The 23,228-nt window shown below is 50.9% G+C and carries 17 protein-coding genes, 1 tRNA gene and 1 pseudogene; 9 read left to right on the top strand and 10 right to left on the bottom strand.

The window, feature by feature from the left end:
• Positions 1 to 27: 27 nt before the first annotated feature.
• Positions 28 to 1,035, bottom strand: coding sequence for an ornithine carbamoyltransferase (gene argF, locus ACOZIO_RS17240; protein WP_129954664.1), 1,008 nt, complete (start codon positions 1,033 to 1,035; stop codon positions 28 to 30).
• A gap of 168 nt (positions 1,036 to 1,203) precedes the next feature.
• Here argF and rraB point away from each other — a divergent pair, with 168 nt between their 5' ends.
• The 3 genes from rraB (at position 1,204) to ACOZIO_RS17225 (ending at position 4,834) form a co-directional block, all read left to right on the top strand.
• Entirely contained in the window at positions 1,204 to 1,629 is a 426-nt protein-coding gene (rraB, locus tag ACOZIO_RS17235; protein WP_129954663.1) for a ribonuclease E inhibitor RraB, read from the top strand.
• Between the two features lie 200 nt (positions 1,630 to 1,829).
• Positions 1,830 to 3,260 (top strand): glycoside-pentoside-hexuronide (GPH):cation symporter, encoded by a 1,431-nt coding sequence (locus tag ACOZIO_RS17230; protein ID WP_129954662.1) that lies wholly within the window; start codon positions 1,830 to 1,832, stop codon positions 3,258 to 3,260.
• Between the two features lie 14 nt (positions 3,261 to 3,274).
• A complete protein-coding gene (locus ACOZIO_RS17225; protein WP_240783491.1) occupies positions 3,275 to 4,834 on the top strand; it encodes a glycoside hydrolase 43 family protein in 1,560 nt (519 codons plus the stop codon).
• 40 nt (positions 4,835 to 4,874) lie between these two features.
• Here the strand turns inward: ACOZIO_RS17225 and ACOZIO_RS17220 are convergent, their stop codons facing one another.
• From ACOZIO_RS17220 to ACOZIO_RS17205, 4 genes are all read right to left on the bottom strand, one after another.
• Positions 4,875 to 6,308: a 6-phospho-beta-glucosidase gene (locus tag ACOZIO_RS17220; protein WP_129992004.1), complete on the bottom strand. Its 1,434-nt coding sequence runs from the start codon at positions 6,306 to 6,308 to the stop codon at positions 4,875 to 4,877.
• Between the two features lie 63 nt (positions 6,309 to 6,371).
• Positions 6,372 to 7,904, bottom strand: a complete 1,533-nt coding sequence (locus ACOZIO_RS17215; protein WP_129954659.1) for a PTS transporter subunit EIIC — start codon at positions 7,902 to 7,904, stop codon at positions 6,372 to 6,374.
• 147 nt (positions 7,905 to 8,051) lie between these two features.
• Positions 8,052 to 8,792 (bottom strand): MurR/RpiR family transcriptional regulator, encoded by a 741-nt coding sequence (locus ACOZIO_RS17210; RefSeq protein WP_129954658.1) that lies wholly within the window; start codon positions 8,790 to 8,792, stop codon positions 8,052 to 8,054.
• A 44-nt stretch (positions 8,793 to 8,836) separates the two neighbouring features.
• On the bottom strand, positions 8,837 to 9,340 hold the full coding sequence (locus ACOZIO_RS17205; RefSeq protein WP_129954657.1) for a GNAT family N-acetyltransferase: 504 nt from the start codon (positions 9,338 to 9,340) through the stop codon (positions 8,837 to 8,839).
• A gap of 682 nt (positions 9,341 to 10,022) precedes the next feature.
• On the opposite strand from ACOZIO_RS17205, the gene ACOZIO_RS17200 reads away from it, so the two are divergent.
• Positions 10,023 to 11,054: a LysR family transcriptional regulator gene (locus ACOZIO_RS17200; protein ID WP_235173385.1), complete on the top strand. Its 1,032-nt coding sequence runs from the start codon at positions 10,023 to 10,025 to the stop codon at positions 11,052 to 11,054.
• Positions 11,055 to 11,138: 84 nt separating this feature from the next.
• Here ACOZIO_RS17200 and ACOZIO_RS17195 read toward each other — a convergent pair whose 3' ends face one another.
• The 3 genes from ACOZIO_RS17195 to pepA form a co-directional block, all read right to left on the bottom strand.
• A complete protein-coding gene (locus ACOZIO_RS17195) occupies positions 11,139 to 13,994 on the bottom strand; it encodes a valine--tRNA ligase (protein WP_421595536.1) in 2,856 nt (951 codons plus the stop codon).
• Positions 13,987 to 14,472, bottom strand: a complete 486-nt coding sequence (locus ACOZIO_RS17190; RefSeq protein ID WP_129954654.1) for a DNA polymerase III subunit chi — start codon at positions 14,470 to 14,472, stop codon at positions 13,987 to 13,989. The genes ACOZIO_RS17195 and ACOZIO_RS17190 overlap by 8 nt, the downstream gene beginning before the upstream one ends.
• A gap of 116 nt (positions 14,473 to 14,588) precedes the next feature.
• The gene (pepA, locus tag ACOZIO_RS17185) at positions 14,589 to 16,100 is read right to left on the bottom strand and encodes a leucyl aminopeptidase (protein ID WP_129954653.1); all 1,512 of its coding nucleotides are present in this window, start codon (positions 16,098 to 16,100) and stop codon (positions 14,589 to 14,591) included.
• A 278-nt stretch (positions 16,101 to 16,378) separates the two neighbouring features.
• Here pepA and lptF point away from each other — a divergent pair, with 278 nt between their 5' ends.
• Both lptF and lptG read left to right on the top strand, forming a co-directional pair.
• Positions 16,379 to 17,473 (top strand): LPS export ABC transporter permease LptF, encoded by a 1,095-nt coding sequence (gene lptF, locus ACOZIO_RS17180; RefSeq protein WP_129954652.1) that lies wholly within the window; start codon positions 16,379 to 16,381, stop codon positions 17,471 to 17,473.
• Positions 17,473 to 18,543 carry an LPS export ABC transporter permease LptG gene (gene lptG, locus ACOZIO_RS17175; protein WP_129954651.1) on the top strand — a complete coding sequence of 357 codons (1,071 nt, stop codon included), beginning with the start codon at positions 17,473 to 17,475 and terminating at the stop codon, positions 18,541 to 18,543. Before lptF ends, lptG begins: the two co-directional genes overlap by 1 nt.
• An 87-nt stretch (positions 18,544 to 18,630) precedes the next feature.
• Here the strand turns inward: lptG and ampH are convergent, their stop codons facing one another.
• The gene (gene ampH, locus ACOZIO_RS17170) at positions 18,631 to 19,770 is read right to left on the bottom strand and encodes a D-alanyl-D-alanine-carboxypeptidase/endopeptidase AmpH (RefSeq protein WP_129992005.1); all 1,140 of its coding nucleotides are present in this window, start codon (positions 19,768 to 19,770) and stop codon (positions 18,631 to 18,633) included.
• A gap of 219 nt (positions 19,771 to 19,989) precedes the next feature.
• Between ampH and ACOZIO_RS17165 the strand changes: the two genes are divergently transcribed.
• From ACOZIO_RS17165 to ACOZIO_RS17155, 3 genes are all read left to right on the top strand, one after another.
• Positions 19,990 to 20,074, top strand: a tRNA-Leu gene (locus tag ACOZIO_RS17165).
• A gap of 187 nt (positions 20,075 to 20,261) precedes the next feature.
• Positions 20,262 to 21,518, top strand: a complete 1,257-nt coding sequence (locus tag ACOZIO_RS17160; RefSeq protein WP_421595535.1) for a tyrosine-type recombinase/integrase — start codon at positions 20,262 to 20,264, stop codon at positions 21,516 to 21,518.
• A gap of 236 nt (positions 21,519 to 21,754) precedes the next feature.
• The gene (locus tag ACOZIO_RS17155) at positions 21,755 to 22,483 is read left to right on the top strand and encodes an HrgA protein (RefSeq protein ID WP_421595534.1); all 729 of its coding nucleotides are present in this window, start codon (positions 21,755 to 21,757) and stop codon (positions 22,481 to 22,483) included.
• A gap of 11 nt (positions 22,484 to 22,494) precedes the next feature.
• Here the strand turns inward: ACOZIO_RS17155 and ACOZIO_RS17150 are convergent.
• A pseudogene (locus tag ACOZIO_RS17150) lies at positions 22,495 to 23,106 on the bottom strand (IS3 family transposase); the annotation flags it as partial.
• Between the last annotated feature and the right edge of the window lie 122 nt (positions 23,107 to 23,228).

The raw sequence follows: 23,228 nt of genomic DNA, 5'->3' as shown, positions 1-23,228 counted from the left end.
GTTAGCCTTGCTGCACGCCGGGAAAAATCAGTGGTTAGCGAGCGTGGCAACCATTACCGCTTTGATCGTGTGCAGACGATTTTCCGCCTGATCAAACACTACGCTGTGGCGGGATTCAAAGACGTCATCGGTGACTTCCATCCCCCCGTGCAGGCCATACTCTTCTGCCATTTGTTTGCCAAGTGTGGTCTGGTCGTCATGAAATGCCGGCAGGCAGTGCAGGAATTTCACCTGCGGATTGCCGGTCAGCGCCAGCATCGCGCTGTTCACCTGATAAGGACGCAGCAGATTAATGCGTTCTTTCCACACTTCTTTCGGCTCCCCCATGGAAACCCAGACGTCGGTGTAAAGGAAATCAGCATCTTTCACGCCGGTTGCGATATCTTCGGTCAGGGTGATGCTGCCGCCGTTTTCTTTCGCCAGATGTTCACAGGTGGCGACCAGTTCGGCTTCCGGCCAGCAGGCCGAAGGCGCAACAAGGCGCAAATCCAGTCCGCATAACGCCGCAGCCTCCAGCAGGGAATTGCCCATGTTGTTACGGGTATCTCCCAGATAGGCCAGACGCATGCCTTTCAGCGGCTGGCCCGGCAGATGTTCCTGCATGGTCAGCAGATCAGCCAGCAGTTGTGTCGGGTGAAATTCGTTGGTCAGGCCATTCCATACCGGTACACCGGCATAGTGGGCCAGAATTTCCACTTTATCCTGCCCGTAACCGCGATACTGAATACCGTCGTACATGCGCCCGAGGACGCGGGCGGTATCTTTCATCGATTCTTTATGGCCGATCTGGCTGCCACTTGGGCCGAGATAGGTGACTTTTGCGCCCTGATCGTATGCGGCAACTTCGAAAGAGCACCGGGTGCGGGTTGAGTCTTTTTCGAAGATGAGCGCGATGTTTTTGCCTTGCAGACTGGCTTTTTCGGTGCCGTTCTTCTTAGCGGCCTTTAATTCTGCGGAGAGTTTCAGCAGTGACGAAATCTCTGACGGGGTAAAATCCAGTAACCTGAGAAAATGACGTTTACTCAACAAACTCATGATGTCGCTCCATAGCGCGTAAGCATTTCGGATTGAATTTAAATTCAATTTAACTGTATGAATATGCAAATACAACCCCGCAGTAAAAACTTTGTCGTTTATAGTGGAGACGCGCCCTGCGGTGTGTGAAAATAGCGTACAAACGTCACATTGATTGAGGACAGAGATATGGCAAACCGTGAATTGCTGGAAGAACAACGTGAAGAGACTCGCTTAATCATCGAAGAACTGCTGGATGATGGCAGTGATCCTGACGCGCTTTACACTATCGAACACCACTTATCTTCAGAGAAATTTGACGTTCTGGAGAAAGCGGCCGTTGAAGCTTTCAAACTGGGTTATGAAGTTACTGATGCTGAAGAGCTGGAAGTGGAAGACGGTTCAGTCGTGATGTGCTGTGATGTAATCAGCGAAATCGCGCTGAAAGCGGAGCTGATCGACACCCAGGTTGAGCAACTGATGAATCTGGCCGAAGCCAACGGCGTCAGTTATGACGGCTGGGGCACTTACTTCGAAGGCGATGACGACGAAGAAGGTGAAGACGGCGAAGATGAAGATTTTGTCGACGAAGATGATGACGGAAAGCGTCATTGATTTTTTCTGAATTTGAAACAAAAGGCTGCTGAATTAAGCAGCTTTTTTTATTTCTGCATAACCCCCTTCTCTTTGTGAGACGCCTCTCGTTTGGTAAATTTCATAAACCATAAGCAAAATATGGTTAAATTCAACACAGCTGCCAAAAGTTAACATACCAATTCTGAAAGATATTCTACCTCATGGTTTGGAGTCAGATTATGGCAGCCGTAAAGAAATTGTCTGTTATAGAAAAACTCGGTTTTGGTATGGGTGACGCCGCTTGCGGGATCGTTTATTCCTCGGTCACGATGTTTCTGACCTACTTTTATACTGATATTTACGGGCTCTCCGCCGCCGCTGTCGGGGTGATGTTTCTGGTTACGCGCATTCTGGATGCCGTGAGTGATCCGCTTACCGGCATTATCGCTGACCGTGTAAAAACCCGCTGGGGGCATTTTCGCCCGTGGCTGATATGGTTTGCCATTCCTTATGCAGTGCTGGCCGTAATGACCTTCACAACGCCTGATTTCGGTCATTCAGGCAAACTGCTTTACGCCTACATCACTTACTCATTGCTGATGCTGTGTTACACCTTTATCAATATTCCTTACTGCGCCCTGGGAGGCGTAATTACGACGGATGATAAAGACCGGCTCTCTGCACAATCTTATCGTTTTACCATCTCCTCTCTGGCCGGTTTACTGGTTTCTGTCGGCACCCTGTGGCTGGTGGATTATTTCGGTAAAGAAAATCTGCAGGCAGGATATCAGGCGACGATGGCGGTAATGGGCGCAATTGCTATTTGTATGCTGGTGTTTTGTTTTTGTTTCACTAAAGAACGGATCACGGCGGAGGATACCCGTGAGGTGTCGGTTCTCAGTGATTTGAAAAAGCTGCTGTCCAATGATCAGTGGCGTATTGTCGCCATCATTACCTTTTTCTCCAGTATGGCCGGGGTGATGCGCAGTTCCGCAACGTTGTATTACGCGACGTATCTGATGCTGGATAAGGGACAGAGTCTGATCAGTGGCACGGCGATGAAAAGTACGTTTATCACGACCAGCGTGGTCGGCACGATATTTGGGGCAATAGCAGCGGGATATTTTGCCCGGCGTTTTAGTACACTGACGATGTTTAAAAATATCAATTTGCTGTTGGTTCTGGCGGGCGTCGTGATGTTTTTTGTACCGCCGAAACTCCTGCCAGTAATTTTTCCGCTTTATTTCATTATCGGTTTTTTACACCAGATGTATCAGCCGTTTAAATGGAACATGATGGCCAATGCGGCGGATTATGGAGAATGGAAAACAGGACGTCGTATTACGGGCCTTTCTTTCTCCGGCAATCTGTTCGCGTTAAAACTGGGAATGGCCTTTGCGGGCGCTTTCGTCGGGTTCTCACTTGGCTGGTTTGGTTATCATGCGGGAGCAGAAACACAAACCGCTCTGGCGACCACGGGTATTATTGGTCTCCTGACCGTGGGGCCGTCGGTGTCCTATCTCATTCTTTATTTCCTTGCCCGTTTCTACAAACTCGACGATGCCACCATGAACAAAATCCAGAATGATCTGGCAAAACGCAGCACTGAGATCGCCGACAGGCAGGAAAATAAACCTGACCTGATCCCGGCGGGTCTGGTGGCGAAATAATGGAGATAACCTCAATGGATGATGTATTAAATTCAGGCTGGCAACCCGATTTGGGTGACGGGCATTATCAGAACCCTGTCTTGTATGCGGATTATTCAGACCCGGATATTGTCTGTGTGGGCGACAATATTTACATGGTGGCTTCAAGTTTTAACCATATTCCGGGCCTGCCTGTTCTTCACTCAACAGATCTGGTGAACTGGAAAATTATTAACCATGTTGTGCAGCGGATTAACTATCCCGCCTACGACAATATGCAGCCCGGCAAAGGGATCTGGGCACCGAGTATTCGTTATCACAACGGGCTGTTCTGGGTGTTTTACAGCATGCCTGATGAAGGCATTTTTATGTCTTACACCGCAGACCCGGCCAAAGACTGGAGCGAGCCGCATTGTATTAAAGCGGTGAAGGGCTGGATCGATCCTTGCCCGTTCTGGGATGACGACGGGCGCGCATGGCTGGTTCATGCGTTTGCTTACAGCCGTTCCGGGATTAAACATCAGCTACAGCTTTGTGAAATGGCGCCCGATGCGACATCTCTTCTTGATGAGGGAAGCATCATTTTTGATGGCGCGGTTTCCCATCCGACCATTGAAGGGCCAAAAATGTATTGGCGTAATGGCTGGTATTACATCTTCGCTCCTGCCGGGGGCGTCGAAAGTGGCTGGCAAACTGTATTACGTTCGCGACAGATTAACGGCCCGTTTGAGTCCCGGGATGTGTTGCATCAGGGCACCTCGAAAGTGAATGGCCCGCATCAGGGCGGATGGGTCGAGCTGAAAAACGGGGAATGCTGGTTTATGCATTTTCAGGATGCTGCACATAATGGCCGGATAGTGCACTTACAGCCCATGCGCTGGAAGCATGATGACTGGCCGGAAATCGGTGAGAAGGTTGATGACGCAGGGCCCGGGCAACCCGTGTCGGTTTACCCAAAACCCATGACAGGCAAAGAGGGTAAATCCTGCAAACCGCAAACAACTGACCGCTTTGCTGACGGCCGTTTTGGCCTGCAATGGCAGTGGCAGGCGAATCCGCAACGTGACTGGATTATTCCGTCACCGGAGGGGCTGAAACTGGTCTGCCGGCCTTTTGGTGCGCGGTCTTTGTACGACACACCCCAACTCCTTTTGCAGAAATTATCCGCACCTCAATTTACGGTAACTACGCGTCTGACTCCGCATTTTAACCACGACGGGGAACAGAGCGGCTTGATTGTCTATGGCGAGAGATATGGAGCGGTTTCGGTGTGCCGGCAGGAAGGCGGATGGGCGCTGGTGTTTGATTTCGGCTGGATGAGCGATAAAGGTGTTCTGAGTCAGAAAAGAACCGTGCTGTCGACGCTCATCCGCAACGAAGCGGTGTTCATCAGAGCGGAGATATTGCAACGTGGTGTCTGTCATTTCTCTTTCAGACAGATCGAAACCGAAGAGTGGAAAACCGTTGAGCCACAACTAGCAATTTCAGCGGGGAAATGGGTAGGGGCAAAAATCGGTATTTACTCTGCCGCGTCCGGACTGGACTCAGATGCAGGATACAGCGAGTTCTCGTATTTCGAGGTAAAACGTCACTAGTCATAAAAGCCAGCTCCGTCAGGAGCTGGCTGTCTGCGATTTAAAGCACCTCTCCGTTACTCTCAATCACTTTCTGATACCAGCCGAAGCTCTCTTTTTTAGAGCGCGCCATGGTGCCGGTGCCGTCATCGTTCTTATCGACGTGAATAAAGCCGTAACGTTTGCTGTACTGGCCCGTGGTAAACGACACGCAGTCGATGCAGCCCCACGGCGTGTAGCCCATCAGATCCACACCATCTTCCAGTACGGCTTTTTTCATCTGCTCAATATGGGCTTTCAGGTAGGCGATGCGGTAATCATCATGAATGATGCCGTCCTCCCCCGCTTTGTCGATAGCGCCAAAGCCATTTTCGACAATAAACAGCGGCTTCTGATAACGTTCGTACAAGATATTCAGTGTGTAGCGCAGACCCACCGGATCAATCTGCCAGCCCCAGTCAGAAGCTTTCACGTGCGGATTCGGTACGCTGCCCGCAAAACCGGACAAGCCGTTATCATCACTGGGATTGTGTGCCGATATGGCGTTACTCATGTAATAGCTCAGGCCGATATAATCTGCGCAGCCGTCGCGCAGCGCCTGTAAATCGCCGTCTTCCATGTTGATGTTAAAGCCGCGTCGTTCCCATTCTTTCAGCGTATAGGCCGGGTAATAACCGCGCATATGAACGTCGCTGAACAGGAAGCGTTCGTGCATCGCTTCGACGGCATACATCACATCGTCCGGGTGGCAGGAAAACGGATACAGCGGCACCATGGCGATCATGCAGCCAATCTGGAAATCCGGGTTGATGTCATGGCCGAGTTTGACCACTTTGGCGCTGGCCACAAACTGATGATGCAGCACCTGATACATTGTTTCTTCCGGATTTTCCTGTTCGGTGAATACCACACCGGAGCAGCAATAACCGAACAGCGGATATTTCCAGTTACGCTGGTTATTGATCTCGTTGAAGGTCATCCAGTATTTCACTTTGCCTTTGTAGCGTTCCATCACCACCTGGCTGAAGCGTACAAAGAAATCCACCACCTGACGGTTTTTCCATCCGCCGTATTCTTTCACCAGATGCCACGGCATTTCGAAGTGGGAAAGGGTGATGACCGGCTCGATATTGTATTTGAGCAACTCATCGAACATATCATCATAGAATTGCAGTCCGGCTTCGTTTGGCTGTAATTCGTCACCGTTCGGAAATATACGCGTCCAGGCAATCGAAGTGCGGAAGCATTTGAAACCCATTTCAGCGAATAAAGCGATGTCTTCTTTGTAATGCGAGTAGAAATCGACGGCTTCATGGTTTGGATAGCTGTAACCTTCAAGCACGCCGTCGGTCATCACGCGGTCAACGCCGTGTGCGCCGCCGGAAAGCACATCGCAGATACTGATGCCTTTACCGCCTTTGTTCCAGCCGCCTTCAACCTGATGCGCCGCAACCGCGCCGCCCCATAAGAAATCCTTTTGTAACTGATGGCTCATTTGTTTCTCCTCGATACCAGGTGAGGGCAGAGTGCTTCTGCCCTGTAGAACGTAATCTGTGACTTAATTCATTTCAGCCTGGGTGGCGCGTGGTGTTTCTGCCTGCGGTTTTTGGGTTGCGGCGACATCCGGCTCATCTTTGAAGCCGACCAGCCAGGTGAACAGCGCGCCGAGGACAAACGCGACAGTAATCGACAACAGGAAACCGAGGAACTGCGGCATATGGCCTTCTTTGAAGAACACCGGCAGTACGGCGATACCCGGCAGGCAATAGCTCCACGACACCGCATTAAAGGAACCGGCAATCGCGCCGCCGATACCACCTGCTACGCAACTGCACAGGAACGGTTTTTTCAGGCGCAGCGCCACACCGTAAATTGCCGGTTCCGTGATACCGAACAGACCGGTGACGCCAGCAGACAGTGAGATACCTTTCATTTCGCGACTGCGGGTTTTCAGGTATACGCCAAACATGCTGCCGGTCATGGCGAAGACGGCAGACGCCTGCAGACCGGTAAAGGTGTCATAACCCAGCGTGGCGTAGTTGCCGACGGTGACGGGTGTAATGCCCCAGTGAACCCCCAGGGTGACCAGTGGCTGCCAGAAAGCTCCCACCACAAAACCGGCAATCGTCGGGCTGAGGTGATAGAGCGTGTTGTAAACGCCGCCAATAGCACCGCCAATCAGATTACCCACCGGCCCGAACACCAGCAGCGTCATGGGCACCATAATCGCGATACAGAACATTGGCGTGAACAGGTTACGGATCACCACCGGCAGGAATTTATTAAAGAAATGCTCGATATAAGACATCGCCCAGACCATCAGAATGATCGGGATAACGGACGCGGTATAGCTCAGGTATTTCACCGGAATCCCCAGGAAATCCAGAGTGGGTGCCGAAACCGGAATGCCGACAACATTCTGTAAAATGTTGGCGATATCAGGATTACTGACTGCTTCGCGCATCAGTTGTTGCATGGCCGGGTCAGCGGAGTTGACCGACGTGATTTTGAACGCCGTCAGCATATTCATGTAATCGGGGCTGATCAGTGCACAGGCGGTAATGACGGCGGTGAAAGGGTTGACGTTGAATTTTTTCGCGGCGGTGAATGCAATCATCACCGGCAGGAAGGTAAAGGCCGTCCAGGAGACAAAATTCAGGATACGGTAAGTGCCGCTGCTGGCGTCCATAATCCCGACGGCGGCCAGGAAGGAGATAATCCCCTGTAAGATACCGCAGGCGGCAAGCTGATAAAGGAAAGGCGTAAAGATGCTGGAAATAACGTCCATGACACGGCTGACAATACCGACATTTGGCGCTGAAACCGGCGCGTTTTCATCAATCCGGATCAGTTTCAGCACCTGTTTGTAAGCATCGCTCACGTGGTTGCCGATCACCACCTGCATTTGTCCGCCGGCTTCGATAACGGTGATAACGCCTTTCACACGTTTTAATTCTTCTTTATCGACCGCTTTATTATCTTTCAGAACAAAGCGTAAACGTGTGGCGCAATGTGTGATACTAATCACATTATTATCGCCGCCAATATATTTAACGATCTCCTGAGCTGTCTGAGCGTAATCAATAGCCATTATTTATTATTCTCCTGCGGGTATACAGAGGTGAGCTTTTTTGTTTTTTTACTCGTTGGCAGGAGTGTAGCAAAAGAAAGTATATTGTCACGATATAACAAAAATCGAATCGGGTGATTTGTTACTTCTTTAAAACACCCTGTTTTTTCATTGCGCTGAGTCACGTTTTATTAAAGGTAATTTCTTCCCGATAGTCTCGATAATATAAAGTACCGGGATCTGCGTGGTAATATTATATTGCCCTTCGAGGACTATTTGCGGCATGTGGTAAGAGATGTTGAGGTCTGCCATCCGCGCCAGTGTTGAATTCTCGCTGTTAGTCAGGCTGATGATCTGGCAATTATGCTGGCTGAACTGCGTAGCGAAACGCAGCACTTCTTCCGTTTCACCCGAGACAGAAAGAATAATGGCGATGGCATCTTTATACATATCGCTGTTGATCGGGAAATAAGGGTCGTCAATAAAGGTACTGAATTTTCCGACATTAGAGAAAAAGCGTGCGCTATACTTGCCTAATGAACCTGATGTTCCCACGCCCACAAATATAATACGTTGCGCATTGGCAATCTGGCGGGCTGCGTTTTCTAATAATTCATCAAACTCACTGTTATTAATGCTTTTGAAATAACTGATGATCTCACTGATACCAAATGATACCGGTGGCTTTTCTTCATGTTCTAAAAACAGCTTAAAGCGGATGCGGAATTCAGAATACCCCTCGCAGTCCATTTTCTTGCAGAAACGCAAAACGGTCGTGGTCGAGACGCCTGCGGCATCTGCCAGTTCACGAATGGTCATGTACATCGCCTTATCGCCGTTTTTGACGATGTAGTTGTAGACCGTCAGCTCCAGTTCATTTAACGCGGAAATGGCTTTATGTGTGAACATTCAGATGCCTGTTTGCAAAGAGCGGATAAAGGATGAACACGGTGTCAGAGATATTTTAACATCGTCACTTCACAATCAACATGGCCGGTATTGCCAAGTGCGCAATCAATGTGGTGAAAACCCAGACGCTCATACAGTGCAATGGCCTGGGTCAGACTGGCGGTGGTTTCCAGATAGCAGCGGGCAAAACCCTGCTGGCGCGCATGTTCAATAGCCTGTAAGGCCAGTCGTTTTGCCAGCCCCTGACCGCGCAGTGCCGGCATAAAATACATCTTCTGCAATTCACACAGATCACTCTCTGCACCGGATAATGGCGCGACGCCGCCGCCGCCCGCAACCACCCCGTCAAGTTCTACGACCCAGTAGGCGCAGCGCGGCTGACTGTAGGTTTCAAACAAATGATCCAGATTCGGATCCGCGACGGTATAGCCTTTATCGGCGGTCAGGCCAAATTCGGCAGAAACGTGGCGGATCACGTTGGCGATGGCTGCATTATCTTCATGGCGTATCGGTCGCACCCGCACGCTGACAGGAAGGGAGGTCGTCATGTTACTCACTCAGTTTCAATAACAGGTAATCAAACAGACCGTTTTAATACCACCTTAGGGCCTGCTGATGCAACGCCGCAGGCGTTTCCCGGTGGTTTTACTTATCTCAGATGAGCATTTTTCCCCTGTACTGAAGGCAACTATTCTTTGCCTCCAGTACAGGGACATGATCAAACCTTCCTCGTTACACCCGTTGCGATGCCCCTTTCTTCTTTTAAGAAAGGCATTCTGCCAGCCTTTCAGAAGGCCAGATAAAATATCAGTTAATAATTAATACCACGTTAACCTGCGCCAGGTTCAGGTTCAGGTTCAGGTTCAGCGCAAAGGCGGAGAGTGTTTAAGAATCGCTATCACTTATCGCTGACGCGTATTATTCCTCGTTATCGGGTAAACAACTTTTCGAACGCTGAATGTACTATTTAGTAATCTTAAATGCTGGTGTATCTGTATGAATGATCGGAAATTTATATGAATTTTCTATTTTTCTAAAAAACGGACAGATTTTCATTCTAATTTGTTAAAGGTATAGTTCAGTAAAGTTTATTTCCTCATAGACAGAATGTGTAAAGCTGGCGTTTTATATCACTGTCTGCTTTTCTTTTAAATTGATTTTAATGAATAAAATCAGATCATTTGTATTAATAAAATACATCAAATTTACTTACAGGTAAGGAGACCAACAATGAGTAACTTGACTATGATTGAGGGTGAGAATACGAATTTTCGTAACACACCTGAGATCAGAGGGCTGGAAAGCATGAAAGAGAACATACTCACCGATCGTTTTAAAATGGTGAAAAATTTTGATCTCAATTTATTAACTACGTTTGAGGCTGTTTTCATTCATCGTAGCGGAACCAAAGCGGCGGATGCTCTTGGCATCACACCTTCCGCTGTCAGTCAGGCTCTTGGGCGTTTGCGGGTTCATTATAATGATGCGTTGTTCATCAGGGATGGTAAGGCGCTGGCACCCACAACCGTTGCAGTGGGTATACATGAAGGGCTGGCAGAGGCTTATGACAATCTGATTGCGAAATTGCAGAATATCTCATTTGATTCTGTACCCACCCGCCTTGTTGTTAACTGTTCACCTTACTTATCTATGTTTACCATGAATGTGATGCGCAAGGTGCTGGATGAAGTGGCACCTGATTGCGAGATAATTCATCACGTCAGCAATAACTCCCTGACTGATATCGAAGAGTCGCTGATTTTCCGTAAAGCAGACATTGTTTTTGATATTCATCCGCACATTAGTCACTCCCGGGTAAGCCAGCATATTGCCGACGAAATGCCGGTCCTGATTTGCCGCGGTTCACATCCGCGCATCAAAGGAACGGTGACACGCGAACAGGCAATTGCTGAAGAGTATATTTTTGTGGATTCGGAAAGTGCCAGCGCTTTATCTAACCGGCTGAACGTGAATAAGATGCTGCAGCACGAAAGAAAAGTCAGATACATCAGCCCTTCATTACTCTCTATTATTTCAATGGTTGAGGTTTCTGACCTGCTGGCGTTTGTTGCCGAACGTTTCTATGAAAAAGTAAAAAATTCGTTCGATGTCCAGAAGCTGGAAATGGAGTTCGATTTACCTTCTCAGCCGATATATATGATTTATAACAAAGCGGCTCTTAATAACCAATTTTTTGCCACGCTGGTAAAAAAAATGACCGAGCTTTTTGTGGACGCGCATAACAACGATTCTCAGCCCTGAAGCAGATTAAATAAAAAAGGCCAGTCAGATTACGCTGACTGGCCTTCGTTTTTATTGTGTTTTAACGCTTACGGATAACCGGAGTTACAGCGCGGCAATCGTGGCTTTCTGTTCTGCCAGTTTCACTTTTGCTTCGCCACAGGCCGTCAGACGTTCACGTTCTTTGGCGACGACGGCTTCCGGCGCACGCGCCACGAACCCTTCGTTAGACAACTTGCCTTCGATGGAGGCAATCTCGCCATCCAGTTTTGCCATCTCTTTGTCCAGACGCGCCAGTTCGGCATCTTTATCAATCAGACCGGCCATTGGGATCAGCAGTTCCGCACCTTCCACCAGTTTGGTGACAGAGACCGGGCCTTTGTCGCCAGCAGGCAGAATGGTGATGGATTCCAGACGTGCCAGCGATTTAATAAAGCTCAGGTTCTGTTCCACACGACGTTGTGCATCTGCACTTGCGCCGCGCAGCAGCAGTTCCAGCGGTTTAGCCGGGGACAGGTTCATTTCAGCACGCACGTTACGGATAGCAATGATCGCCTGCTTAATCCACTCCAGATCAGCCAGCGCCAGTTCGTCTGCTTTTGCTACGTCAAACTCAGGGAAAGGCTGCAGCATAATAGTTTCTGCCGTGATGCCTTTCAGCGATTTCACGCGCTGCCAGATGGTTTCTGTGATGAACGGGATGATCGGATGCGCAAGACGCAGCAAACCTTCCAGCACTTCTACCAGTGTATGACGGGTGCCGCGTAGCTGGGCTTCGTTGCCCCCGTTCATCACCGGCTTGGTCAGTTCCAGATACCAGTCACAGAACTGGTTCCAGGTGAATTCATACAGAATGCTGGCAGCCAGATCGAAGCGATAGTTATCCATCGCTTCACGGTAAGTTTTTACCGTGCGGTTATATTCCGCGAGGATCCAGCGGTCAGCCAGTGACAGCTCAAGTTTGCCGCCGTTCAGGCCGCAATCCTGATCTTCGGTGTTCATCAGTACAAAGCGGCTGGCATTCCACAGCTTATTACAGAAGTTACGGTAGCCTTCAAGACGCTTCATGTCCCAGTTGATGTCACGACCGGTAGACGCCAGTGCCGCCAGCGTGAAGCGCAGGGCATCAGTACCGTGCGGTTCGATACCGTTCGGGAATTGCTTCTCGGTGCGCTTGCGGATTTTCTCTGCCAGCTGCGGCTGCATCATGTTGCCGGTACGTTTTTCCAGCAGATCTTCCAGCGAGATACCGTCGATCATATCCAGCGGATCGATAACGTTACCTTTGGACTTGGACATTTTCTGCCCTTCATCGTCGCGGATAAGCCCCGTCATATAAACAGTGTGGAACGGAACCTGCGGCTTGCCGTTCTCGTCTTTCACAAAGTGCATGGTCATCATGATCATGCGCGCGATCCAGAAGAAGATGATGTCGAAGCCGCTGACGACCACGCTTGAAGGGTGGAAGGCTTTGAGGTCAGGTGTCTGTTCTGGCCAGCCCAGCGTGGAGAAAGTCCACAGACCGGAAGAGAACCAGGTATCGAGCACGTCTTCGTCCTGAGTCAGTACAACGTCTGCGCCCAGGTTATTTTCGCTGCGTACTTCCGCTTCGTCGCGGCCAACAAATACGTTGCCTTCGGCGTCATACCACGCCGGGATACGGTGTCCCCACCACAGCTGACGGGAAATACACCAGTCCTGAATGTCACGCATCCAGCTGAAATACATATTCTCGTATTGCTTTGGCACGAACTGAATGTCGCCTTGCTCAACGGCTTCCACCGCCACTTTCGCCAGCGGCGCAGTCCGCACATACCACTGGTCAGTCAGCATGGGCTCGATAACGACGCCGCCACGGTCACCGTAAGGCACAGTCAGATCATGAGGTTTGATTTCTTCCAGCAGACCGGCTTCGTCGAAGGCAGCGACCACGGCTTTACGCGCAGCAAAACGCTCAAGCCCACGGAACTGTTCAGGGATCTCATTGCTGCAGGCATCCGTTTCTTCGCCGTTGGTATCGAAAATTTCAGCGGCCTGGCGGATATCGCCATCAAAAGTCAGAATGTTGATCATTGGCAGGCCGTGACGTTTACCGACTTCATAGTCGTTAAAGTCATGCGCCGGGGTGATCTTCACGCAGCCGGTGCCTTTTTGCATATCGGCGTGTTCATCGGCAACAATCGGGATACGACGACCTACCAGCGGCAAAATGATCTCTTTGCCGATCAGATCCCGGTAACGCGGATCTTCCGGGTTAACGGCCACGCCGGTATCACCGAGCACGGTTTCCGGGCGCGTCGTCGCGACCACCAGGTAATCTTTGCCTTCAGCGGTTTTCGCGCCGTCAGCCAGCGGATAACGCAGGTGCCACATGGAACCTTTTGATTCGCGGTTTTCCACTTCCAGATCGGAAATCGCGGTGCGCAGTTTCGGATCCCAGTTCACCAGGCGTTTGCCACGATAAATCAGATCTTCTTTATACAGGCGAACAAACACTTCGCGCACGGCGTCAGACAGGCCTTCATCCATCGTGAAGCGCTCGCGCTCCCAGTCTACGGAATCGCCCAGACGGCGCATCTGGCGGGTAATGGTGCCGCCGGATTCTGCTTTCCAGTCCCAGATTTTGTTGATGAAGGCTTCGCGGCCATAGTCGTGACGGGTTTTGCCTTCTTCTGCGGCGATTTTACGCTCAACCACCATTTGCGTTGCGATACCCGCATGGTCAGTCCCCGCCTGCCACAAGGTGTTTTTCCCTTGCATGCGCTGATAGCGGATCATGGCGTCCATGATGGTTTGCTGGAAAGCATGACCCATGTGCAAGCTGCCGGTAACATTCGGCGGCGGGATCATGATGGCAAAGCTTTCTTTACTGGTGTCACCATGTGGCTTGAAATAGCCCTGTTGTTCCCAGTGCTCGTAAAGCGGCTGCTCGATGTCTTGCGGGTTATATGTCTTATCCATTTCGCTTCGTATTTTCGTCGGTCGATGTGGTGACTGAGGGCGTCGGGGCCGTCGTCAAAGAGAAACCCACGCTGCGATAGGCTTTGTAGCGTTCGCGCGCAAGTTGTTTAAGGGAATCTTCGTAAGGAACGAAGTCTACCACTTCATGGAAAGCAGTAGCAAAATCTGCAAACTCAGGCATCAGGCTGATGAGCAAGTCGCGCGGGGCATTACCGCGTTTTCCCGGCCAGCATAATTCAACCGGCGCGCCAAAACGCGGCCCTTCGCCAGCCAGGTTATGCGGGACAAAATGGCCCGGTTCGCGTTGCCAAAGCGCCTCATCCAGGCGTTCAGCCTGTTTTTGGTCTTCACAGGCCAGCAGAACACGTTTGCCCATCCGGTAACGTTCAGCGGCGACCACGCAGGCCAGGGCTTCGTGTGAGCTGAGCTCGCCACTGGCGTCCGGCGCATCGAGAAGAAAGAAGGTTGCCTGTTTCATGATGAGTTCACTGTGCTGCTGAGAAAAAAACAGGGGCGCAACTGGTGCGCCCGCCTGTGACAGGTCTGGCGAACCAGACCCTGATAGTGAAGATTATATCTTATTTAGCGTAGGAATCACTCATCGCCATCCAGGCCTGCACGGTTGAGCAGGAACTGTGACAGCAGTGCCACCGGACGACCGGTCGCACCTTTGTTCTTACCTGAACGCCATGCGGTACCGGCGATATCCAGGTGCGCCCAACTGTATTTACGGGTGAACCGTGACAGGAAACATCCGGCGGTGATAGCCCCGCCCGGACGGCCGCCGATGTTTGCCATATCCGCAAAATTAGAATCCAGCTGTTCCTGATATTCATCAGCCAGCGGCAGACGCCATGCGCGGTCACCCGACTGTTCGGATGCACCGATCAGTTCATGAGCCAGCGGATTGTGATTCGACAGCAAACCGGTGATGTGATGGCCAAGGGCAATCACGCAGGCACCGGTCAGCGTGGCGACGTCAATCACCAGCTCAGGATCGAAACGCTCAACATAAGTCAGCGCATCGCACAGCACCAGACGGCCTTCGGCATCGGTATTCAGCACTTCGACAGTCTGGCCGGACATGGTGGTCAGAATATCGCCCGGACGGAATGCCTGACCGCCTGGCATGTTTTCACAGCCAGCCAGCACGCCAATGACGTTCAGCGGCAGATTCAGTTCAGCCACCACACGCATCGCGCCATAAACCGCTGCGGCGCCACACATGTCGTACTTCATTTCGTCCATATCCGCGGCGGGCTTAATGGAAATACCGCCGGAATCGAAGGTCAGACCTTTACCGACAAGCACGATAGGCTTAGCGTCCGGATTAGGATTTCCTTTATATTCCATCACCGACATCAGTGATTCGTTTTTCGAACCCTGACCCACCGCCAGATACGCATTCATACCCAGCTCTTTCATCTGCTGCTCGCCGATAACGCGGGTTGTGATGTTGGTGCTGAACGCATCTGCCAGCTGACGGGCCTGTGACGCCAGGTAAGCGGCGTTACAGATGTTGGGTGGCATGTTGCCGAGATCTTTCGCGGCTTTAATACCGGCAGCCACCGCCAGACCGTGTTGAATAGCGCGCTCACCACTGGTCAGTTCACGGCGGGTCGGCACGTTGAATACCATTTTACGCAGCGGACGGCGGGGTTCGGTTTTATTGCTTTTCAGTTGATCGAAGGTGTAAAGCGATTCTTTGGAGGTTTCGACCGCCTGACGCACTTTCCAGTAAGTATTACGCCCTTTAACGTGCAGCTCGGTGAGGAAGCAAACGGCTTCCATAGAACCGGTGTCGTTCAGGGTGTTAATGGTTTTCTGGATCACCTGCTTGTACTGGCGCTCATCCAGTTCGCGTTCTTTGCCGCAACCAATCAGCAAAATGCGTTCTGAAAGAATATTCGGTACATGATGCAGTAAGAGGGTCTGGCCCACTTTGCCTTCAAGTTCGCCACGGCGAAGCAGGGCGCTGATGTAGCCATCACTGATTTTGTCGAGTTGTTCGGCAATCGGTGACAGACGGCGAGGTTCGAAAACGCCGACTACAATACAGGCACTGCGTTGTTTTTCCGGGCTACCGCTTTTTACGCTGAACTCCATGCACTCTCCTGAATCTTAAAGACAAGGGCGGGAGGTACGGCTAGAATGAGTCGCCGGAGACACTCTCCCGTCATTGTGTTAACGACCTGTGTTAACCTTAAACGGCGTTAGTTTTTATTTTGGCGGCTATAAGCAAGTTCCTATAGGACACCCCAATTCTCGGTGTTGTAATACTATTTTAGCTGCGAAGGTTGCCATATGATGAGAATAAATGACGGATTAGCGATGAAACTAGCGATTTTCCTTCAAAAAGACAAGTTTTCACAGGCGTATTAAGCGTGATCATCATTAGATATCTGGTTAGGGAAACCTTCAAGAGCCAATTTGCCATTCTGTTCATTTTGCTTCTCATCTTCTTCTGTCAGAAGCTGGTCAGAGTGCTCGGAGCAGCGGTCGATGGCGATATCCCAACAAATTTAGTTCTCTCACTTCTGGGCCTTGGCGTTCCGGAAATGGCGCAGCTTATTCTGCCGCTCAGTCTGTTCCTCGGCCTGCTGATGACGCTCGGTAAACTTTATACCGACAGTGAAATCACGGTCATGCATGCCTGTGGCCTGGGAAAACGCTCACTGGTCATCGCCGCACTCATTCTGGCGCTGTTTACCTCATTCTTTGCCGGTGTGAACGCGATCTGGCTCAGCCCGTGGTCGTCCAAACATCAGGACGAAGTGCTGGCGGAGGCGAAAGCCAACCCGAGCATGGCCGCAATGGTGGAAGGTCAGTTCCAGCAAGCCCAGAACGGCAATGCGGTTCTGTTCGTTGGCAGTGTTAAAGGGAAAGAGTTCCATAATGTGTTCCTGGCACAGCTGCGACCGAACGGCAACCAGCGGCCTTCCGTCGTGGTGGCTGATAAAGGCCATATGCTGCAGCGTGCGGACGGTTCCCAGCAGGTGATGCTGGATAAAGGCACCCGTTATGAAGGCACGGCGCTGCTGCGTGATTTCCGCGTGACAGACTTCACCGATTATCTGGCGGTCATCGGCCATCAGACAGTGCAGCTTGACCCTAATCAGTCTGATCAGATGACCATGACGCAGCTCTGGCACTCTTCTGAGCCGGAAGCGCGTGCAGAGATGAACTGGCGTTTAACGCTGATCGTTTCAGTGTTTATCATGGCTTTGCTGGTGGTTCCGCTCAGTGTGGTGAACCCCCGTCAGGGGCGTGTACTCAGCATGCTGCCGGCTATCCTGCTGTATCTGATTTTCTTCCTGCTGCAAACCTCGCTGCGCTCCAACGGAGCCAAAGGTAAGCTGGATCCGATGCTCTGGATGTGGGGAACCAACCTGCTCTATCTGGCACTGGCGCTGGTGCTTAATGCATGGGATACCTTGCCGGTTCGCAAAATCCGTGCGCGTCTGAGAGGAGCTGCCTGATGTTTGGCGTATTAGACCGTTACATTGGTCGCACTATTTTCAACACCATCATGATGACGCTGTTCATGCTGGTGTCACTCTCCGGCATCATCAAGTTTGTCGATCAGCTGCGTAAAGTCGGGCAGGGCGGATATTCTGCCGCAGGGGCAGGTTTATATACTCTGCTGAGCGTACCGAAGGATATCGAAATCTTCTTCCCGATGGCGGCATTGCTGGGCGCATTGCTGGGCCTCGGCACGCTGGCAACACGCAGCGAGCTGGTGGTGATGCAGGCTTCCGGCTTCACCCGTATGCAGATTGCGGCTTCTGTGATGAAAACCGCTATCCCGCTGGTGCTGCTGACCATGGCGATTGGTGAATGGGTGGCGCCGCAGGGCGAACAGATGGCCCGTAACTACCGTGCACAGGCCATGTACGGCGGTTCACTGCTTTCTACCCAGAACGGATTGTGGGCAAAAGATGGTCACGATTTTATCTATATCGAACGCGTGGCCGGTGAAAAAGAGCTGACCGGCGTCAACATCTACCATTTCGATGAAGAGAATAAACTGCAGTCGGTCCGTTATGCGTCCTCCGCGACCTTTGATAATGGCGAGTGGAAACTCTCGCAGGTGGATGAGTCTGACCTGACGGATAAGCTGCAAATCACCGGTTCCCAGACACTGACCGGGGTATGGAAAACCAACCTGACGCCGGACAAACTGGGTGTTGTGGCACTCGACCCTGATGCGTTGTCGATCAGTGGCCTGCACAACTACGTGAAATACCTGAAGCAGAGCGGACAGGAAGCAAAACGTTACCAGCTGAATATGTGGAGTAAAATCTTCTCGCCACTTTCGGTTGCAGTGATGATGCTGATGGCGCTGTCATTCATCTTCGGGCCTTTGCGCAGCGTCCCGATGGGCGTACGTGTGGTGACCGGTATTTGCTTCGGTTTTCTGTTCTACGTGCTTGACCAGATCTTCGGTCCGTTAAGCCTGGTTTATAACATTCCGCCGATTCTGGGCGCCTTGCTGCCGAGCGGACTGTTCTTCGTCATCAGTATGTTCCTGCTGCTGAAAAAACGCTAAATCCGGCAGTGCACGGATACCGGTAAACAAAAAGCAGGCCCTTTACCGGGGCCTGCTTTTTTTACGTCTGTCTGCAGAGATGAGCAATCAGATCTCGTTATTGCGCACCAGATCAGCCACCAGATCGTTCACGCCATCACTCATATTCTTAAACTTGGTCAGTTCGCTGCGGGTCACCACCACGAACACGCCCACACCGCGCTGCGGCACCATCGCGACATAGGTGATAAAGCCACCGCCGCCGCCGGTTTTCTGAATGATGCGTGGCAGCAACGGCGTCGGCGCCATGGTTACCCAACCCATTCCCAGCGAGTCCGCCATTCCCGGCACATCCATCCCTTTGAGCGAGACCAGGTCCGTGCGCTTGTAATACATCTTCTGCGCCATGTCGGCGGTCGCGGTGCGCTGGCCGAGGAACTGACGCATCCAGCGGCCCATATCGGCAGGCGTGGAATAAAGACCACCGCTGCCCGCTGCTGCTATCGTGTTAATACACGGGCTCGGACGCAGACCTTCCATCAGGCGTGAACACTGGCTGGCGTTTGGCGTCAGCGTGGTATCCACCATGCCCAGCGGCTGAGTGATTTGATCGCGCAGCAACTGGGTATAAGGCTGATTCGCGGCCTTCGATAACGCATCGGAAAGCAGGTCAAACGCCAGATTTGAATAAGAGGCACGCGCACCCGGCGGCACGGTGAGTTTAGCGACACTCAGCCAGCTCCAGCGATCACTCTTGGTCGGCCAGGTAAAGACTGCCCGGTTCGCCGCACCACCCGGCTGCTCACGCGGCAGGCCGCTGGTGTGCGTAGCGAGATTGAGCAATGTGATCGGATTTGTACCGCTGTAAGCAGGAACGCGGGCACCGGCCGGGGCATATTTACGCAGCGGATCATTAATACTGACTTTGCCCTGCTGCGCCATTTTCACCAGCACTTCACTGGTAATCAGCTTGGTCAGCGAGGCGATACGCACCACGGAGTCTTCACGAGGGCGCAAATCGGAGCCGGGACGGGTTTCCCCGAAACTGCGGAAGACCTGCTGATTATTATCGACCACCACCAGCGCCATTCCCATCGCGCCGCTGCCGTAAAAGATGTGTTCTGCATGGTCATCCACGACCTGCGACGCCAGACGCGCATTCTGCTGCGCGTGGCTCCATAAAGGCGTACTGGCGAAGGCCAGCGCGAGGAGCGAAAGTGAGAGTTTTTTCAACAAGCTGGTATCCATCAACAGGGCAAGATCTATTCGTGATTTGTATACTAATGCGAAGTTTGAGAAACGGCATTGGAAAAACGTGGCCAGACAGAAGATTTTTGTCAGCAAATCCTCCCTGTGTTGCGGAGTATGTCTGTTTTTTCAACACTTAAACCGAACAAGGCGGGATAACTATTGCGTGCCCGGCTGGTCTGGGTATAATGCCCACGTTTTCCGCATACTACTTACAGTGCCGAAGTGGCGAAATCGGTAGACGCAGTTGATTCAAAATCAACCGCCGCAAGGTGTGCCGGTTCGAGTCCGGCCTTCGGCACCATTAGTATGTAAATTAAGTCACCTGCGGGTGGCTTTTTTTATGGGTGAAATTCAGCATTTAACTACCTTTCTCGCTATTTTATTCTCTCAAGGTCAACCGACATCAACGTACATCTACCAACACTTGTTGGTATAGATGATGGTATTTCCGGTTCGATAATGCTTGTACCAACAGGGAGGGGATAAGCATGGCGTTAACAGATATCAAAGTCAGAACAGCCAAGTCAACGGATAAGCAATATAAGCTGACCGATGGCAACGGTATGCATCTTCTCGTCCACCCAAATGGTTCAAGATACTGGCGTCTGCAGTACCGCTTTGGCGGAAAGCAAAAGATGCTGGCTTTAGGTGTTTATCCTGAAGTGTCTCTTGCAGATGCCAGAGCTCGTCGCGATGAAGCACGTAAGCTTTTGGCAAACAGTATCGCTCCGGGAGACAAAAAGAAAAATGATAAAGTTGAGCTGGAAGAAGCGCGCACTTTTGAACAGCTCGCCGTTGAGTGGCATGCCACAAATAAAAAGTGGTCGGAAGAACATAGTCGACGAGTGCTGAAAAGCCTGGAAGACAACCTCTTTCCTGCCATTGGTAAGCGAAATATTACTGAGCTTAAAACTCGGGACCTGTTAGCGCCTATCAAAGCTGTTGAACTATCGGGACGGCTTGAGGTTGCTTCACGATTACAACAGCGAACCACCGCAATTATGCGCTATGCCGTTCAGAGCGGTTTGCTTGACTACAATCCTGCGCAGGAGATGGTCGGTGCCGTTGCTTCAGGTAACCGACAGCATCGACCGGCGCTAGAGTTGAAGCGTACTCCCGAACTGCTTCAGCGCATTGGCAGTTATACAGGCAGGCTACTGACTCGCCTTGCCGTTGAGCTAACTCTCTTGGTCTTTATCCGCTCAAGTGAACTGCGTTTTGCTCGTTGGTCCGAGATCGATTTTGAAACAGCTATGTGGACGATTCCAGCCGAGCGAGAAGCTATCGAAGGAGTAAAGCACTCGCAGCGTGGCTCAAAAATGCGTACGCCTCATCTGGTGCCGCTTTCCCGACAGGCTCTGGCTATTCTCGAGCAGATTAAGACTTTCAGTGGCGATCATGAACTGATCTTTATTGGCGATCACAATCCTCGCAAACCGATGAGTGAGAACACGGTGAACAAATCTTTGCGAGTTATGGGATATGACACACAGGTTGAAGTCTGCGGCCATGGTTTCAGGACAATGGCTTGTAGTTCGCTGATTGAATCGGGATTGTGGTCGAGGGATGCGGTGGAACGGCAGATGAGCCATATGGAGCGTAACTCTGTGCGTGCGGCGTATATTCATAAGGCCGAGCATCTGGATGAGCGCAAATTGATGCTGCAGTGGTGGGCTGATTTTCTGGATGCAAATCGGGAGAAGGGGGTTAGCCCGTTTGATTTTGCCAAATTAAAGACGGGCTGATATAAAAAATATATAAGGTATGTATCTGACATACCTTTTTTTTAAATTCTGGCTTCTACCGAACCGAAACCCTGACAGACAATAAAATATCATCTGTTGTTCAATGCCAAAAAACTCGTATTGTGAGCTTGGTTCTAGCGAGAGGGAGTTTTACAATGTGTCATCTTAAAAGCAGCATCCAAAAATGTAGCCTGTGAGAAAGAAGCGTTCTTACTGTTATATCGAAGGCAGGAACCATGACTAGTCGCCCGCAGATGATTATTAATGTTCTTCAGGCTAATCCTGATGAACAATTCACAGCTCGCCAGCTTGCTCAAAAGATCATTGATCACTATGGTGCAGAGCTTGCCGACAAGCGTCAAAACCCTCGTTTTGCCAGCGATGAAGATTTCTTGAGTCAAATAGCAGCTGAAGTCGGTGGGAGCAGAACCGTTCAGGCAAAAGCAATGTGCCCCCAGGTTATGACGCGTGACAAGCCTCGGCCTAGACTATTTTACTGGGGTAAGGAAATTGATAATGGTGTGCAACAAGAGTCATCTTTTGATTTCGCTCCGACTCCATCTGCTGAGACGGTAAGTTTTTCTGAGCATGCTCTTTACCCGCTTTTGATTGAGTACCTTTCTGAAGAAGAAGAATTGCTTTGTCGCCGTATCGATGAAAAGCGTTCAAGCAACAATAAAGGTCTTGGGGCAAACCATTGGCTTTATCCTGATATTGTTGCATTGCAGCCTCTCGATAAAGGCTGGGATAGCGTCGTGCAAAACTGTGTACGGTATAGCGAAGGGCGTTTAACCCGTCTGTGGTCGTTTGAAGTAAAACGCCAGCTTAACCGTAGCAATGTTCGAGAATGTTTCTTCCAGGCGGTGAGTAATTCAAGTTGGGCCCATTTTGGCTATCTGGTCGCGACCGAAATAAATGAAGATAAGCAGCGTGGAGTTGAGAGAGAGCTGCAGATGTTATTGTAAGTATCCCAGCTTTAGTTCCAGGCACTTTTTGAGATTTCCGGTTTCTCAGCCATCAGCCGGTACTCTTCCGGCGTCAGGTTTTTAAGGGATTCATGAGGACGCTCACTGTTGTACTCATTCAGCCAGCGCTCCGTTATTTCTCGTACTTCATTCAGTGTTCTGAACAGGTAAAAATCCAGTATTTCTGTCCGGTATGTTCGGTTAAACCGTTCTATAAACGCGTTCTGTGTTGGCTTACCCGGCTTGATAAATTCCAGCATCACTCCATGGTCTTCAGCCCATTGCGCCAGCGCCAGTGATATTAGTTCCGGCCCATTATCCATCCGCATCTTCAGCGGATATCCACGGTTTGCTACTATTCTGTCCAGCACCCGGACGACACGCTGCGCTGGGATATTCAGGTCAATTTCTATCGCCAGAGCTTCACGGTTAAAATCATCGACAACATTGAAAGTCCGAAAACGTCGGCCACATGTCAGCGCGTCGTGCATAAAATCAATTGACCAACTTTGGTTGAGTGCTTCCGGCGTTGCCAGCGGAGCCGGATTGCGCACCGGCAGGCGTTGTTTACCCTTACGACGAAAATTCAGTTTGAGAAGACAGTAAATCCGGTAGACACGTTTGTCGTCTAATCAGTCAATATCTGGATCAGATGGGGTCTTTGTCGTCTTCGTAGTCATTTTTTAGATGCTACAACATGTTGCCAGACGTCGTCTTCATTCCTATGTGATTCCCGCAGGGGTAT

The organism is Rahnella sp. PD4, from assembly GCF_049199325.1.
Lineage (GTDB): Bacteria > Pseudomonadota > Gammaproteobacteria > Enterobacterales > Enterobacteriaceae > Rahnella > Rahnella perminowiae.
The sequence above is the reverse complement of the archived record's forward strand: the minus strand, read 5'-3'. Positions and strand labels throughout refer to the sequence as shown.

Excerpts from the sequence above, each read along its gene's own strand:
- ACOZIO_RS17220 (WP_129992004.1), bottom strand. The coding sequence starts at position 6,308 with ATGAGCCATCAGTTACAAAAGGATTTCTTATGGGGCGGCGCGGTTGCG.
- ACOZIO_RS17160 (WP_421595535.1), top strand. The coding sequence starts at position 20,262 with ATGGCGTTAACAGATATCAAAGTCAGAACAGCCAAGTCAACGGATAAG.
- ACOZIO_RS17200 (WP_235173385.1), top strand. The coding sequence starts at position 10,023 with ATGAGTAACTTGACTATGATTGAGGGTGAGAATACGAATTTTCGTAAC.
- ACOZIO_RS17215 (WP_129954659.1), bottom strand. The coding sequence starts at position 7,904 with ATGGCTATTGATTACGCTCAGACAGCTCAGGAGATCGTTAAATATATT.
- ACOZIO_RS17190 (WP_129954654.1), bottom strand. The coding sequence starts at position 14,472 with ATGAAACAGGCAACCTTCTTTCTTCTCGATGCGCCGGACGCCAGTGGC.
- ACOZIO_RS17230 (WP_129954662.1), top strand. The coding sequence starts at position 1,830 with ATGGCAGCCGTAAAGAAATTGTCTGTTATAGAAAAACTCGGTTTTGGT.
- lptG (WP_129954651.1), top strand. The coding sequence starts at position 17,473 with ATGTTTGGCGTATTAGACCGTTACATTGGTCGCACTATTTTCAACACC.
- ACOZIO_RS17195 (WP_421595536.1), bottom strand. The coding sequence starts at position 13,994 with ATGGATAAGACATATAACCCGCAAGACATCGAGCAGCCGCTTTACGAG.
- pepA (WP_129954653.1), bottom strand. The coding sequence starts at position 16,100 with ATGGAGTTCAGCGTAAAAAGCGGTAGCCCGGAAAAACAACGCAGTGCC.
- ampH (WP_129992005.1), bottom strand. The coding sequence starts at position 19,770 with ATGGATACCAGCTTGTTGAAAAAACTCTCACTTTCGCTCCTCGCGCTG.
- argF (WP_129954664.1), bottom strand. The coding sequence starts at position 1,035 with ATGAGTTTGTTGAGTAAACGTCATTTTCTCAGGTTACTGGATTTTACC.
- rraB (WP_129954663.1), top strand. The coding sequence starts at position 1,204 with ATGGCAAACCGTGAATTGCTGGAAGAACAACGTGAAGAGACTCGCTTA.
- ACOZIO_RS17155 (WP_421595534.1), top strand. The coding sequence starts at position 21,755 with ATGACTAGTCGCCCGCAGATGATTATTAATGTTCTTCAGGCTAATCCT.
- ACOZIO_RS17225 (WP_240783491.1), top strand. The coding sequence starts at position 3,275 with ATGGATGATGTATTAAATTCAGGCTGGCAACCCGATTTGGGTGACGGG.
- ACOZIO_RS17205 (WP_129954657.1), bottom strand. The coding sequence starts at position 9,340 with ATGACGACCTCCCTTCCTGTCAGCGTGCGGGTGCGACCGATACGCCAT.
- ACOZIO_RS17210 (WP_129954658.1), bottom strand. The coding sequence starts at position 8,792 with ATGTTCACACATAAAGCCATTTCCGCGTTAAATGAACTGGAGCTGACG.